The sequence below is a fragment of the Ginsengibacter sp. genome, from assembly GCF_057362405.1.
This window is the reverse complement of sequence record NZ_JBMQQG010000200.1, coordinates 1-14,894: the sequence shown is the minus strand read 5'-3', so window position 1 is coordinate 14,894 and position 14,894 is coordinate 1. Positions and strand designations below refer to the sequence as shown.

Annotated in this window: 10 protein-coding genes; all 10 read right to left on the bottom strand. The window is 39.8% G+C overall.

The window, feature by feature from the left end:
- Positions 1-527: 527 nt before the first annotated feature.
- Entirely contained in the window at positions 528-1,682 is a 1,155-nt protein-coding gene (locus ACO1O5_RS17300; protein WP_486272445.1) for a hypothetical protein, read from the bottom strand.
- Positions 1,679-2,401 carry an ABC transporter ATP-binding protein gene (locus tag ACO1O5_RS17295; RefSeq protein ID WP_486272443.1) on the bottom strand — a complete coding sequence of 241 codons (723 nt, stop codon included), beginning with the start codon at positions 2,399-2,401 and terminating at the stop codon, positions 1,679-1,681. The genes ACO1O5_RS17300 and ACO1O5_RS17295 overlap by 4 nt, the downstream gene beginning before the upstream one ends.
- 24 nt (positions 2,402-2,425) lie before the next feature.
- Positions 2,426-3,598, bottom strand: coding sequence for an ABC transporter permease (locus ACO1O5_RS17290; RefSeq protein WP_486272441.1), 1,173 nt, complete (start codon positions 3,596-3,598; stop codon positions 2,426-2,428).
- A gap of 53 nt (positions 3,599-3,651) precedes the next feature.
- Positions 3,652-4,869, bottom strand: a complete 1,218-nt coding sequence (locus ACO1O5_RS17285) for an ABC transporter permease (RefSeq protein WP_486272439.1) — start codon at positions 4,867-4,869, stop codon at positions 3,652-3,654.
- A 1-nt stretch (position 4,870) separates the two neighbouring features.
- Positions 4,871-5,611 carry an outer membrane lipoprotein-sorting protein gene (locus ACO1O5_RS17280; protein WP_486272437.1) on the bottom strand — a complete coding sequence of 247 codons (741 nt, stop codon included), beginning with the start codon at positions 5,609-5,611 and terminating at the stop codon, positions 4,871-4,873.
- A gap of 439 nt (positions 5,612-6,050) precedes the next feature.
- Positions 6,051-6,866 carry a glycerophosphodiester phosphodiesterase family protein gene (locus ACO1O5_RS17275; RefSeq protein WP_486272435.1) on the bottom strand — a complete coding sequence of 272 codons (816 nt, stop codon included), beginning with the start codon at positions 6,864-6,866 and terminating at the stop codon, positions 6,051-6,053.
- A 21-nt stretch (positions 6,867-6,887) separates the two neighbouring features.
- Positions 6,888-7,985 (bottom strand): acyltransferase family protein, encoded by a 1,098-nt coding sequence (locus tag ACO1O5_RS17270; protein WP_486272434.1) that lies wholly within the window; start codon positions 7,983-7,985, stop codon positions 6,888-6,890.
- A 54-nt stretch (positions 7,986-8,039) separates the two neighbouring features.
- Positions 8,040-10,406 (bottom strand): hypothetical protein, encoded by a 2,367-nt coding sequence (locus ACO1O5_RS17265; protein WP_486272432.1) that lies wholly within the window; start codon positions 10,404-10,406, stop codon positions 8,040-8,042.
- A gap of 27 nt (positions 10,407-10,433) precedes the next feature.
- Positions 10,434-12,680 carry a ligand-binding sensor domain-containing protein gene (locus tag ACO1O5_RS17260; protein ID WP_486272430.1) on the bottom strand — a complete coding sequence of 749 codons (2,247 nt, stop codon included), beginning with the start codon at positions 12,678-12,680 and terminating at the stop codon, positions 10,434-10,436.
- A gap of 71 nt (positions 12,681-12,751) precedes the next feature.
- Entirely contained in the window at positions 12,752-14,788 is a 2,037-nt protein-coding gene (locus ACO1O5_RS17255; protein WP_486272428.1) for a beta-N-acetylhexosaminidase, read from the bottom strand.
- Between the last annotated feature and the right edge of the window lie 106 nt (positions 14,789-14,894).

The window sequence follows — 14,894 nt, the reverse complement described above, 5'->3', positions numbered from 1 at the left end:
GGGGTCACTTTAGTGTCAAAAACGGTTCCATTGATTTGGGACTTTTTTGTTTTATAGGGGTGCAATAGAAAGTGCAATAAATTGAGTGATGTTAGTATTTAAACTCCTGAATTTTTAAAGCAACCTCCATTACAAAATCTATAGCTAAAAGGACGTTTTCCTTGGATATATCTTTTGGATGATGGGGTCGAACGGCTAGATTAAATATGTTTGTTTCAATATTATGACCGAAAGCCATCGGCATAAGGGATTCATAATGATTATAACTCTAGCAATTCAGTTGTGTTTTCCCTGATATCCAAATTATCCTCGACTACCAGAATTTTTTGTTTCATGATGATTGAGGTTTTTTTTAAAAGATAATAATTGAAAAAGAATTTTAAAAACAACTATCGTATATAAGCGGACAATGAATTAAAAAGTCCGGCCATTTTTCAAATTTAATATGCCCGGGAAAGAAAGGATCTTGAGGCGGAATCTTCAGGAAAAGTAAATCCTAATTAATAGCAGATATTCCTTCGCCCACTTCAAAAACTCCATTTCAATCTTAAGAAACACCGGTGATTCACGGCCTCAAAATTGTTTGTAATTTCAGCAAAGAAAGATTGCCAGACGAGGTTTACATCAAGGTTAGTGGCAATATTGTACTGAAGAGTAGGAAATAAAATAAGGAGCTTTGTGCCCGGCGCATACAGTATACTCATATTTGCCGACAACAATGGAGTAAATTCTTTTGCAGTAGTTATAATAACATTCCATTTTGTGGGCATCAGGTTTTCGGGCGATAGTTTGAGGTTGATAGTATCCCATGAATTGACTGGCTTAAATAAACCTTCATTATTCAATAGCATTCCCACGTTTACGTACCAGCCTTTTTTGAACATGTAATCCCCCTCAAGCGTCATATTAAAATGGGCTCCTGAATATTTATTTGAAAAGAAATATTGTACTTCTCCTTTAAAGCCAGCTTCATTTATATAGCCCGCCCAGCCCGCGCCTAATGTAGGATGATTTTTATACCAGCCCGATATCAATTGCATATCGTAATTCCATTTATTAAGCGAATACTTTATGGCAGCTATATCTCCATCTTTTTTACCGGTGTTGGCGTAAGCAAGCTCTGCATTAGAAGTGTTATTGATCATGTACCTCAGCTTACCGCCATCAACACCTGGCTTTTCTTCATAATCAAAATCCAGGAAGTTATACGTGTTGAAAATATCGTTTGGGTTCCAGGTGGTGGTCACACCCCAATTGATGCGCTGGCGCCCGACTCGGGCGTTCCATTTCTTTTGCTGATAGTCAATATACAACCGTTCAACATTTGTATGCAATACCAGCGCTTTGTTGTTTATCCAAACCTTCTGCATATTTACCAGTTCATTTTCATTTTTTAATAACGATGCAAAACCTGGTGTAAGTTTTACTTCTTCGCCCCAGAATAAACGGTTACGAAATTCAGCCACTGCAGTAAATTTTTCAGATGGTCTCCATTTCATATTGATGCGATTATGAATGAGATTACCGGAAACAAGGTCGTTGAAATTCTTATCAAACGTGAGCGTTTGCAGACTTTTGATATAGCCATTGATAGTAAATTTTTTGGGCGTGTCTGTGCTATCCTGCGCATTCGTAATTAATGCAACTAATGAAGCAAAAAATATCAACAACAACTTTTTCATTTTATCATATCGGCTTCTTCGTGTTCGGTGGATACCATAGCAGTATCTTTTACTATTCGTCCATCAACCAACGTAATCACTCTTCTTGCACGATCTATTACCCGCTGGTCGTGTGTAGAAAAAAGGAAGGTGATGTTTTCATCTTTATTTAGCCTGGCCATAATATCTAAAAGATTGGAAGCTGACTTTGTATCAAGGTTGGCGGTAGGTTCATCGGCTAAAACAAATTGCGGCTTTGATGCCAGTGCCCTTGCCACAGCAATCCGTTGTTGCTGGCCACCGGACAGTTTAGAAGGCCGTTCATTCAATTTATCTTCAAGGCCAATTTGCTCAAATAATTGTTTTATTCTTACATCCCTTTGGCTTTTTTTTATTTTTTGTAACTGCATAATAAACTCTACGTTTTCTTTTGCCGTCAACACCGGGATTAAATTAAAAGACTGAAAAACGAAGCCAATATTTTTTAACCTGAAATCAATTAATTCGCTAGCAGATAATTTTGTAATGTCATTACCATTAATAAATATGTTGCCTTCGTCTGGTTTATCCAATCCGCCAATCATGTTTAGTAATGTTGTTTTTCCGGAACCGGATGGCCCTACCAACGCAGTAAACTCACCTCTTTCCAAATGCAGGTGCACATTGTTAACTGCATATACAGGAATGGTTTCAGGATTATAAACCTTGCTGATATTATGGGCATCAATAACCGTATTCATACCTATTCATTTTAAAAAATTAACTTATACACGCAGTGCTTCCACCGGTTGTAATTTCAATGCTTTCATTGCCGGAAATAAGCAGGAAACGATAGCCGTAATAACAACGATCAATAAAACTCCCGTTAATCTATCAGCAGGAAACTCGGGGTAAATGAGTGGATTAAAACCAAAGCTGCTCATCATTTCGCGGCCCATGCCGGATAAATTCAATCCATGTTTATTATAATAATTAGCAGCGACCCAGCCAATTATTATACCAACAGGTGTTCCGGCCATTGTGAGAAAAATTGTTTCCATCAACACCAATAAAAATATCCGGATCTTGTTGGTGCCAAGTGCCATCATCATACCTATTTCTCTCGTTCTTTCCAGTATCGCCATCAGCATCGTATTAATAATACCAAACGCTAATGCCAGCATTATTATAATCATAATGATGTATGAATACTGGTCAACCGTTTTCACCAATAAATCTGTTTCAGGAGAAATTTCCTGCCATGTTTCAATTTGATAAGCAGGGAATTTTTGCCTTAACTTTTGCTGTACCGTTTTTACATCCTCATCATTTTTCAATAACACAACCAGCTCATGAAAAGCATGACTGATACCCAATAATGCATTCATATCATTCATGGTGACATATACATTTCTTTCATCAAGCGGGGCATTGTCGCTTTGATAAATAGCCGCTACCCTAAATGCACCGGATACAATATTTCCCGAGGTATCCGTAAACGTTAGTACGAGCTTTGAACCTACTTTCAGCTTCATTTTGTTGGCTAACTTTTTTCCAACCATCACTTCATTTTTCTTAGCAGGATTAAATTCGTTGCCTTCAATTATTTTTTTCTTCAGCTGTGATGCCTCATACTCCAAAGCCGGAATTACTCCGTTTATCTGAACACCGGAACTTCCCGTTGCAGTTGCCAGCATACCAATGGCTATGCTTCTTGGTGCAGCCAGTTTTACCTCAGGCATTGAAGAAATATATTTTAATAAATCAGCACCATTATTAATAACAAATTGGGGCTCGTAATCTTTTTTGAAGCTTGTATCGTGTATCTGCAGGTGGCCCACTTCGGCGTCAATCACAGTACGCACGCGGCTTTTCATCATGCCCTTATATAAGGCTAATACTGCAATACCTGCAAAGAGGCCAATAGCTATCGACAATATAATTACGATGCTTCGCATTTTATTTCGCCAGATATTCCGCCAAGCCATTATAAAAATCATATGCTTTCCTTTTAACGCTTCATTGCTGTTACCGGGTTAATTCGTATTATTTTATACATAGGATACAGGGATAATGCCAGGCCAATTATCAATACTATTAATCCCTGGCTAATGAAATTGGATGCCTCCGTTGATGTCGGGAAGATTGCTTCAAACCCGAACCGTTCGTAGGCTTTAGCAGTTTCACCTCCCATTTTTAACGGATGAGAGTTTAGATAATATACCAATGGAATGCTAATGATGATTCCTGACAGGCAACCGGCAATGACTGTAAATAATGACTCAAACAACATTAGGATAACCAGTTTGCTTTTTTTCATGCCAATGGCGACCAACATACCCATTTCAAATTTTCGTTCTACCATCATCATTAATAAAGTCCCGAAGATTCCAAAGCAAATAAGCATGTATAAAATGCCTTGTACGTACTTCATGTTATTGCTGTCGGTTTCAATATGTTGTTTTACATCCGGAATAATTTCCTCCCACGTCATTACTTCATAGCCTGCGCCTATGGCTGAACGAACCGACGATGCAGTGGGTTGCAAATCTTTTGTATTGTTTAATGACAGCACATAGGAAGTAACCATACCGTATGCGCTATAAAAATCCTGTGCTGTAGCCAGCGGCATAAATAATGCTTTATCATTCAGGTCGGGTGAGCCAAACTTTACTAATCCTTTAATGTGGTACTTTCCTGCTGCGGTAGCCCCGTGGAATCCCTGGCCCAATAAGACAATTGTGTCGTTTACTTTTAATCGTAATCTTTTTGCGAGGCCCTGCGATAGCAACACAGCATTATCATTATCCAGTAAATAGGAGCCTTGCGTAAGTTTATTCTTTAGTAAAGTAACCTCGTTTTCTTTTCCTGGATCGATGCCGACGACAAGACAGCCTTTGGTAATATCCTCTGATGAAGCCAGTGCAAAAGATTCTAACCTTTCGGTTACAGATGTTACATTTTTATTTTGCAGAATTTTTTTTTCCGTTCCGGCAGATAATTCAAAACTGTTATCCAAAATCTGCTCATCCCAATAGCCTTGTTTATGTACCTGCACATAACCCGTATAAAAGCTCACCACATTTTTTACAAGATTATCAAATATGCCGGTTTGAAGACTGCTGGCAACAACCGATAAAATAACTGCAAAGAAAATGGCAGCCATTGTAATAGTGGTGCGGTTGCGATTGCGCCAAATATTCTTCCATGCCATTTTTGCCAGCCACATATCAGATAAGTGTTTTTATTTTCTCTGTTGAAAAAAATCCATCATCAATTGGTTTGTTATATTGAATGTTTTTATAAATCATTTCTGTTTTCTGACCTTTCTTATCTGCCGGTATCATTTCAAACCGGGTTGGGATAATGCGGTCATGCATCATCTTTATATCATAGCTGTTCATCGTATTTATAAGTTTCCCTCCTTCATCATAAAAACGGCTGTGGAGCTCTAAAAAATCTTTTTTATCAATACACACAATTACTTTGCCCCATACCACCGCAGCTTCAGGCTTTGGCATCATTTGAATAATATAACAGTTCCTGTTTTGAATAACGGTGTCGCCCACCATGGTGTGGTTGTAATCCTGTACAATCGACGATTCTTTTACCAGGTCATCATTGGTAAAATCAGTTCCCATCCAGCTTTGGCTCATCATAGAAGGCGGTAGCTTAATGGTGCGTTCCAACGCCGGCATCCAGTTCCATACTTCTTTTTTTCTTTTTAAAAATGCAATGCCTTTATCTTTTGCGGGCGCTACAATAAATATCATCGCCAGGTTATTCCCTTTCATCCATGTTTTGCATTGCATTTCCCTTGACCAGGTGGGGCGAATTGTTTTAATAACCATTTCGGCCTGCATGGTAGCGCCACGCATTTTCTCATCTGCTTTTTGCACAATTTCTTTTGCGGTTTGTGCGTGAAGTATATTAGCAAAACAAACAACTATGATAAAAGCGACATATTTCATAGCAAAAGGTTTCAGTAAACTCAAATATAGAGAAGGCTAACACCTTATTAAATGATACTCGTCAATAAAGGAAATGATCTGCATGTATCTTACCTTGCTGAGGGAATTACATTGCGAAGAATAGAAAAGAAATGGAGTTTTTTGGTTTTTTGAAAAAAGATATTTCACTATTGATTAAGGAAGTTGTACGATTCCCGTAACAAATTTTTTAAGTAACGGGTGTTGCGGTATAATTAGCTTCCCATTGCAGTCCTATTTGACTCCTCCTTTAGTGGCGGAAATGAAATCTGTAAAAAAGACATGGCTGAAGCAACTATAATAATGCCCAATATTAATTGATCATATTTTACAGTCTCTCGTCATTAATAATCCTTATACCTACCCCATTAATGTCAATAAATCTGCATGCAAACGATCATGCAATTTCTAAGTAAATTGTTTATCGCAGTCCTTTCTTTTCTAAATATTCAATAAGCGCTTTTGGATGATCCGTTTGCAATCCCTTAAAACCAAGTTCTAACGCTTTATCCCAGTTTTGGTTTTCATCTGCGCTTTGTATATCTGGCCATACAACTTTGCCTGCTAATGTTGCAGCGTTTACTATTTCTTTTGTATAATTGCTGTAATCGCCATCTAATAACTCCAATGGATATTTTGCGAGAAATATTTTTAAGTCATTTCTATCTTTAATACTATCCGGCAAGCTAAGCATCACGGGCATTGATGGAACCAGGTTTCTCCATTCTTCATACTGCCCAGGAGAGTTGATATACACGATTACCTGTTTTTCCATGCCATATTTTTTTATGAGCTTATATGACTGTTGAACACTGGCATCTTTAAAATCAAGATAAATGTATATTTTGTTCTTACAGGTCTGAAGCACTTCTTCAAAACGTGGTACAGCATAAGTCTTCATTGAGTCCTTTCTTTTATCTATTACTTTTAGTTTACGCAGTTCGGCGTAAGTAAGGTCGCTGACTTTTCCTTTGCCATTTGTCATTCTGTCAACAGTGGCATTATGCATAATTACCAGGACGCTGTCTCTGGTAGTACGCAAATCAATCTCTACGTAGTCAACGCCATTTTTTATTGCGTCTTTATAAGCGGCAAGCGTGTTTTCGGGGACTTCAACATGATCTCCCCGATGGGCAATAACAATAAATTTATGTTTCGCTTTCGGCACCTTAGCTTGCTGCGCATACATTTGAACATTGCAAATAATTAAGAGCAGGCAAGTGATAGTTCTTTTCATTTAAAAATCTTTCATTAAAGATTAAAGTTTGATAAATATTTTTTTTCTGTATAATATCCATGCAGGAATAAAATTGATTCCAACAAAAAGCAACGCATATAAAAGGCTTGCCAATCGTGGGTCAGCGCCCACATTGGTCAGTCCGTTTACAAACATTTCGTTCAACGAGGTTCCCCCAAATTTTGCTTCATAAAAAAATAATGCCCAAACATCGGCAAGAAAATAAACGGTGATAGCGTTTGCCCCAAAAATAATACCTGGCCTGGTGCCCCATATTCTTCCTTTCATATCAACCAAAAAATAGAATACACCAAATAACAAAGATGCAAAGCCCGATGTCACCAGCACAAAAGAACTGGTCCAGAGATTTTCATTTACAGGAAATGCCAATCCCCAGAAATAACCTGCAATGGACATGAAAACACCAGCCGTCATCAGGTAGTTGACTTTTTCGCCAGGAGGTTTATTGCTCAGCATCAGGTGGCCCGCAAGCATACCCGTTATACAACTAACTACGGAAGTAATATTTGTCAATATACTTTCCGGATCCCAGGTGCCGCGCCACATTCTACCTGGAAGAAATTTCGTATCGAACCATGCCACAATATTTACGCCCGGCTCAAGCATTACTTTTCCTACGCCCGGTGTGGGAATTAATGTAAGAGCCAGCCAATACAGCAGCAGTAAAATTGCGGCTATCCATGCCTGTTGCTTCCAGTTGGTGTTGAGATAAATTATTGCTGATATAAAAAATACAATGGCAATTCTTTGTAATGTACCGGTCCATCTGATATTATGAAAATCGAATTGCGGCATCAGGTTAAGGAACATGCCCACGGCATAAATCTTTATTGAACGAAAGAATATTTTTTTATACATGTCAGAGCGGGGCACTCCGGCTTCCAGTCTTTTTGAATAAGCAAGGGCTATCGATGCGCCAACGAAATAAAGAAAGTAAGGCGCTACCTGGTCAGTAAGTGACAAGCCATTCCAAACGGTGTGTCGCAGCGTAAAATAAACAGAGCCTTCACTGCCGGGATAGTTCACCACGATCATTGCAGCGATTGTAAAGCCTCTTAGTGCATCCAGTGAAATGAGGCGTTTGGTTTGATTGATCATTACAAGATTTTATGTTATAAATAAAACATCAGCTTTCTGCAAAACAGTTTCCTGTTATTTAATTTTCACTTCGACATTCATTGATGACTTTGGCTCTCCTGAATTCTCCGGGGCGCTTATTACTTGTAAGTATCTCGCCATCCAATAGGGCAACAGCCAGATATCACCGGCACTGTATTCGGCGCTTCCGTTTTCGTCGCCGCCGTCCAAACTGAAGCGGTTTGAATTGTGCCTGCTAACAGGCAATTCATCAGGCGGTAACACTTCTTTAATTGTTTGCCCTCGAAAATTTTGAGGTATGAATTCAATATCTTTTCTGTCGCTGTTTTTTACTTTCCAGGTAACAAAATCCATTGGATATTTTTGCAGGTACCACACTGCTGCATTCAAATCAAAATTCTTAACTCCGGTAATGGCAGTAAATATGTCCCATGCACCTTCTTTTTCGGGACGTTCAATTTGCCAGTGATCAAGGATAGCTGCTTTGAATTTATTTTTCAATGAATCGTTTAATGCATAACGGTAAAGCCCCCAATAGCCAAGGAAATACATCTCGTCATCTGAATGGTTCCATCCATCGGATAAATCCTTGCTTAACGCATCTGCATCTTCAGGCGCACGTTCAATGTTTTTCATCGGGCGCATCAGGTTATCCAAGTAGCCGTATTTATTCAGCAGTTCCAATGCTTTCTCTTTGTATATTTTTTTTCCGGTGAAATGATAGGCAGTTTGCAGCATCGAAATAATATTGGAGGAAGTTATCTTCCTGTCGCCTACCATCTTTGGCCTTGCATTCACATACTCAGGATTCCACCTTCCCCATGTGGTTGGTTTTCCATTCCAGTCCACCAAATACATTTCATGGTCTACAATATGTTGCATCAGCGCATCCATTAATTTGATGGCTTTATTTTTTATGTCGGGTACATCAATCAACTCAGCGATAGCGCCAAAAACAAACATGTGCCCAATGGCTTCATCGCTGCTGGTAGTAGATTTCCAATCCCATTCGGGGTCATCTGCATGGCGCCAAACTTCATCCGGCGATTGCACACCGGCATTGCCTGCATTTTCGGAATTCGATCCGGATTTATTTTTATTTCTTTTACGCACATCAGAAATTTCATATCCTCTTCTCTCAAAAGATCTTGAAGGAAATCCTTTGATTGAATTAACAGTGTACAAACGTTCCATTGCATCCAATGACTCTCTGCAATTTTGTAGCGCTTCCGGTGATTTGGTAGCAGCGTACCGAAATACTTCTGCTCCTAAATACATCGAAGTCCAAAGGCCATCATTATCCGAATCTTCCAACGAGCCTGTGGTTACATCTCCATTCTTCATTCCGGAAATAGTAGCATTAAATCCTAAGCGAATATGACGCTGTCGCACCTGTTTTTCGAAATACAGGCCTTTATCATATAAAGTCATTGGTTCAAAATGTATTTCACCCAAACCTTTATCAGTGAGGATTAATACAGAACCATTGCTGCCTTCAGCAATATCGTTTACGTTATTTGCAGGTATCCATCTACGTGAGGCATAATATTTATATTTCCCCTCGGCCTGTAGCATGAATGCGCCGTTCACTGAGCCAAACCAAAGATGATTCCCAATCTCTTTTACAACCGTAATATCCTTACACGGCAATTTGTTGTAAATGGTTCCAATTTGTTTCCCCGTAATGGTATTTATTTTTAGATAGCCATTGTGTGTGCCTGCAATCAATTCATTATTATTATTTGCCAAGGTGAAACAGGTTAAGCCATCACCGCTAAATTTTGTTTGAAGTGATTTGTCTTTTGCATCGAAAACTTTTATACTGTGTTCACTCAGCAGCCAAAACAAACTTCTCTTCTTATCAGACAAAATATCAATTACTTTATCGTCAGATTTTAATTCTGATAACAGTTTAGAATCCTTAATGTATTGTATGGTTGTGCCATCCGTTAGCAAAAAGGAAAAATCGTCGCCGGGGCAAAAGATAGTTACATCTGGCATTGTATGAAGGCTGTACAATTTCCCGGCCCACGCATTGCTTACTATTGCTTTATCACTTGCATATACAAATTGATTTTGGTAAAGCGTCATGTCTTTTAAATTCATATCAAGCATTGGCCGGTATGAAACATCCTGCACTAATTTGCCGGGATAAAGAAACTGTCCTCCAGATTTGGTTAAAAGTCCCTTGGATGACAACACCTGTACAACGCCGTTGCGATCGCAACGAACTTTTGAAAGAGAAATAGTGTCAGAATCTTTCGAACGATCTATTTCATATTTTATACTATAAGCCTGCAAAAATGCAGTGTCTTTATATTGCGGACGGGCGGGTAATTTATGCTGCTGAAGAGGAGAAGCGTTTACATGATTACAAAACAAGCTTAATAACAGGAGGAAAAGCAAATAGCGTTTATGCATTATCGTTGGTATTTATTAAAAAGAATATTATTGAATCATTTTAAGATATCTGCCCATCCAATATGGATACAGCCAGAAAACCGGTTCTCGTTCCGCAGACGGAGAGCCACTAACGGCCTCCCATGGATTTTTATCCCAGCGAACAGTTCCACGGATGCTTGCCGGGGGCAGTTCATTTACTTCAAGATCATCCATTACAGGTAAATGAACCAACTTTATATCTTCCCTCTTCGTATGGTCAATGTTCCAATCAACAAGATCAAGCGGTGTGTCAATAAGGAAATCAACTGATGCCTTCAGTTCCACTTTTTTATTTCGTGCATAGCAATATAAAAAGTTTATAAGCGGGTTCTGGTCATTCTTTCTTTGGGCCATCCAAATATCTATTTGGTGTTGATAAAACGAAAGCAGTTGTGGATCTTTCTCGCATTGGAGCAATATGGGATAGAGATAAGCCTGCATCGTAGCATCAAAATAAATGAACCATGCAGGATTCTGATTGGGTATGTTTGCCAAATTATCCAGGTAATGCTCTTTATTGATCAGGCGGAGATATTGCTGCTCATATTTTTGATCGTTAGTCATGTAATAGGCGAGCTTCATAAATGCAAGAAGTTCGAGAGAATTTTGGCTGCGATCGGGTGCCCATTCGGGATCATGATTAAGAGATTCCGGCGACCACACCGCCCAACGGGTATGCGTTCCATCAAAATCCATCATTACAAAATTGTGTGCAATCAAATGATCTGCGAGAGAAGCAACATGCTGCCGCACCAATATTTTTTCTTTTTCATCGGCAGCGAGTTGATAATAGAAATAATATCCCATCATGTGCCCACACCACTCATCGCTGCTTGCATCACCTTTCCACAACCATTTACCGTCTTCAGATTTATGCCATCGGATCTCAACAGGTTTGAACCGCGGTTCATTTACCAGTTCTTCCGCTTTTTCTCTTTCAGTAAATTTCCGGTTGCCATCATGCACTCTTTCCGCCCAATCAACCGGCACTATCGTCCGGGCAAAGTATCCGTCACCGTTAGTAACGTCCTGCAATTGTTTTAAAAAATGAAATGCTTTACTTGCTTTGTCTCTTGCGTCCGAACTTTTTGTTACTGCATATCGAAATGATTCCATTGCAAGGTAATTTCCCGTGTATTCGCCATCGTTATCATCATCTTCAGCTCTCCAATTGGTAGTATCCCCTGGATTTACAAGATGACACTGACCTGCTATCCATGGTTCACGGATATGCCTTCTCATCAGCACATCATAAAAATAATCCTGTTTAGTGGCGAGGGTCATCCGCTTTTTTTTAATTGCACTTACTCCTTGTTCAGTTGCAATCCAGGCATTGCCATCTTTATCAAAGGCTATGTCGTTGACGTGATCGTCCATCAACCATCGGCGGCTGAAGAGAAGTGAATGTTTGCCATCGGGGAAAAACCTCACAACGCCAATCTTTGTCCCTATCCACATGGCACCTTCCGGCGATTTTTTTACGCAAGTGACATAGATAGATGGGCAACCTTCCTGTGGCCGGATAACCTTTTGCCGACTTTCATCTTTAATAATGGAAACCCCACCCAGGCCGGCGGCCCATAGACTTCCTTTATTGTCTATTGCCAGCCCTTTAAGGCCCGCACTTAATAAGATATCCGTCTTATAAAAATATTTTGTTCCTTCTTTATTTGAATGGTAGAGGCCAACATCGCTGGCTACCCATATCCCTTCTTTATTATCAGAAATGGCGCTTCGCACCGAACGGGCGATGGGATAATTTTTTTTTATAAAATCGGTTCCATTGAAAAACCAGATACCTTTTGGCCCGAGTGCATACATGCCTTCCTTTGCAGCACAAATAACAGATACGGGCCCTTGTGGACCTGCTACCTGAACCGGCAAATTATTTCTATAAACAAAAATCCCTTTCCACGTTCCCATCCAAACTGTACCACGATCATCAATAGCTACGGCGTAAGTAGGCCCCTTGTCTGAATCTTCGAATGGGATTGCAACCCATTTCGTTTCCCTATCCTTCTTCATGAAAATGCCAGCCTCAGTGGCAATCCAGGCTGTCAAATTCTTATCTACGGCGATACTTCTTACATTATTTTCTGCAGGGTTAGTGCTTACAGGATATCCTTCATGATATTCCTGCCAAAATCCTTTATCTGCTATAAACCTCGGTTCACTATTAGATCCGGTTGACTGCTGGCTATTAGCGACATTCAACAGGCTTAGAAAAAGAAAAAAGACACTTATTTTTTTCATACAAATTTTTGCCGCGGCATAATTAAAAATTACGGTTAGGCATAAACGCTTTTTAAACAATGAAACTTTTTTTATTCGGCCGCACGTTGTATCAATTTTTGAATCGCATCTACTACTTGTAATTCACACCTGCCGCCCTGCTGCCTCGCTTTGGTTACAATGGTCAGCTTTTCTTTTAACCAATCTGCATCACCTTTTTCATGGTTGTGCAAATATTGAATTGCTTGCAAACCGGCCTCTGCTAACAGTGAAAGATTTTCAGATAGAGAAACTGCTTCCGAAAGCACGGGCGAATTGTTGAGCAGCAGTTTGAATTGCGCATCATTTTCTTTCCAAAGAATTAACTTATCAGAAATTTCTTTCTCCAGTCCGGGAGAAGGTTTACTCAAAAATGTATCAACCTCTTTGTTGAATATTCTTGGTACTGGCTGATCAGGACTGGCTATGTCGGCTAATTTTGTAAATGGAGAAAATACAGTGTACATAGTATCTCCTTCATTGCGCTCATATATCTTCAAAGGCTCGAGGACACTGACCAATATTTCAAGCGCTTTTGTGTCCCAACCATTCACGAGCTGTCGCATCAGCGGCCATTTATAGGTATTGTGCCGAAGGCCAAGCGATTCCAGTTGCAGACTCACGATATCCAGCCTGCGATACATATCATCAACATTATTCACAGTTTTTTGCGACCATAATCTTTCTGCAATGGCTGCAGTGCGTGGCCAAATCCTGGAGTCTACGGTTACGGGTGTTACCATCTCGCTCCACATAGTAGCTTCTCCACCCAACACCAGTTTCTCTTCACTTTCGGTTAAGGTTACACTATCCGGAATTGGATCATTTAGATAATGATAGGAAGCGGGCTGTATCAAATCAATATAGTAACCATAAGCGAGTATAGAAGGATGACCACTTTTTACAGAGCCATAAAAACTTTCATTGCCACGCCATGATTCTATTGCAACTTCTTTAGGTAATCCGGGTTGAAATATTTCGTCCCAACCTATCATTGTCTTACCGCAATTAGTGATGATGGGTAACAAGCGCTTGTTGAAATAAGTCTGTAAATCTGCGGTCGACTTCATACCATGCGCTTTCATAAAAGCCTTTATATGCGGAGTATTATTCCAGTCGTTACCGGTATTCTCGTCACCGCCAATATGAAAATATTGATCAGGAAAAAGAGATGACATTTCGCGCAAAAGCTTTTCCAAAAAAGGATATAGCTTTTCGTTTGTTGGGTCCATAACGGGATCGAATACCCCAAAATATCGTTGCAAATGATACTCTCTTTTTACACTCGCAAATTCAGGGTATGCAGTTAAAATTGCGGTAGTATGAGCAGGCACCACAAATTCCGGCACGACTCTTATACCACGTTGCGCTGCATATTTTACAATGTCTTTGATTTGTTCCTGGGTGTAGTAAAGACCGTCAGATGCTACTTCCTGAAGCCTCGGAAAGATCTTTGATTCCACCCTGAAACCCTGGTCATTACTAAGATGAAAATGCAGCACGTTCATCTTCACGGCTGCCATGCCATCCAAAGTTCTTTTCACTACATCAACAGGCATAAAGTGGAGCGCCACGTCAAGCAACAGACCGCGCCAGGCAAACCTTGGGCTATCATGAATGGAAACGCCGGGGAAATAATATCCATTAGCATCTGTGCTAACTAATTGCAGTAAAGTTTCCAGCGCATGAATTGCGCCTAAATCGGTAGGAGCAGTTACTACCACCTGGCTTGTTGCTGTCTCAATTGAATAACTTTCGTCTTCACCCAATTTCAATCTACCGGGGTGCCCTACCCGAAGAAGCAGTTGCGCTGCAGCACTGCTATCCTTTTGCGTCAAATAGCCCTGCTCGTCAAGAAAGACTCCCGTCTTATTGCTTACCCTTCTTACGAACCTGGTCGCTTCTGCATAAAGACGTGAGTTTGCTGAACCAATAATTGATACCCTGAATTGACCGGTAATCCTTACGCTATTTCCATTTGTCTTCAATTCTGCCGGCACTGGCATCAAATTATAAGTATTGTTTACCTGGGCAAAACAATTCAGAAAAAAAATCATTGACAGAAATACCAACCCACCTTTTTGAGCCATTGCGATATTTCGATGTTTTCTTACCAAGGCTTATTTGTTCCTTGCAATAACCAGAATTTTGACCACGAACTATTATTACCATCCGGTCCATTATAGGTTGATGGAG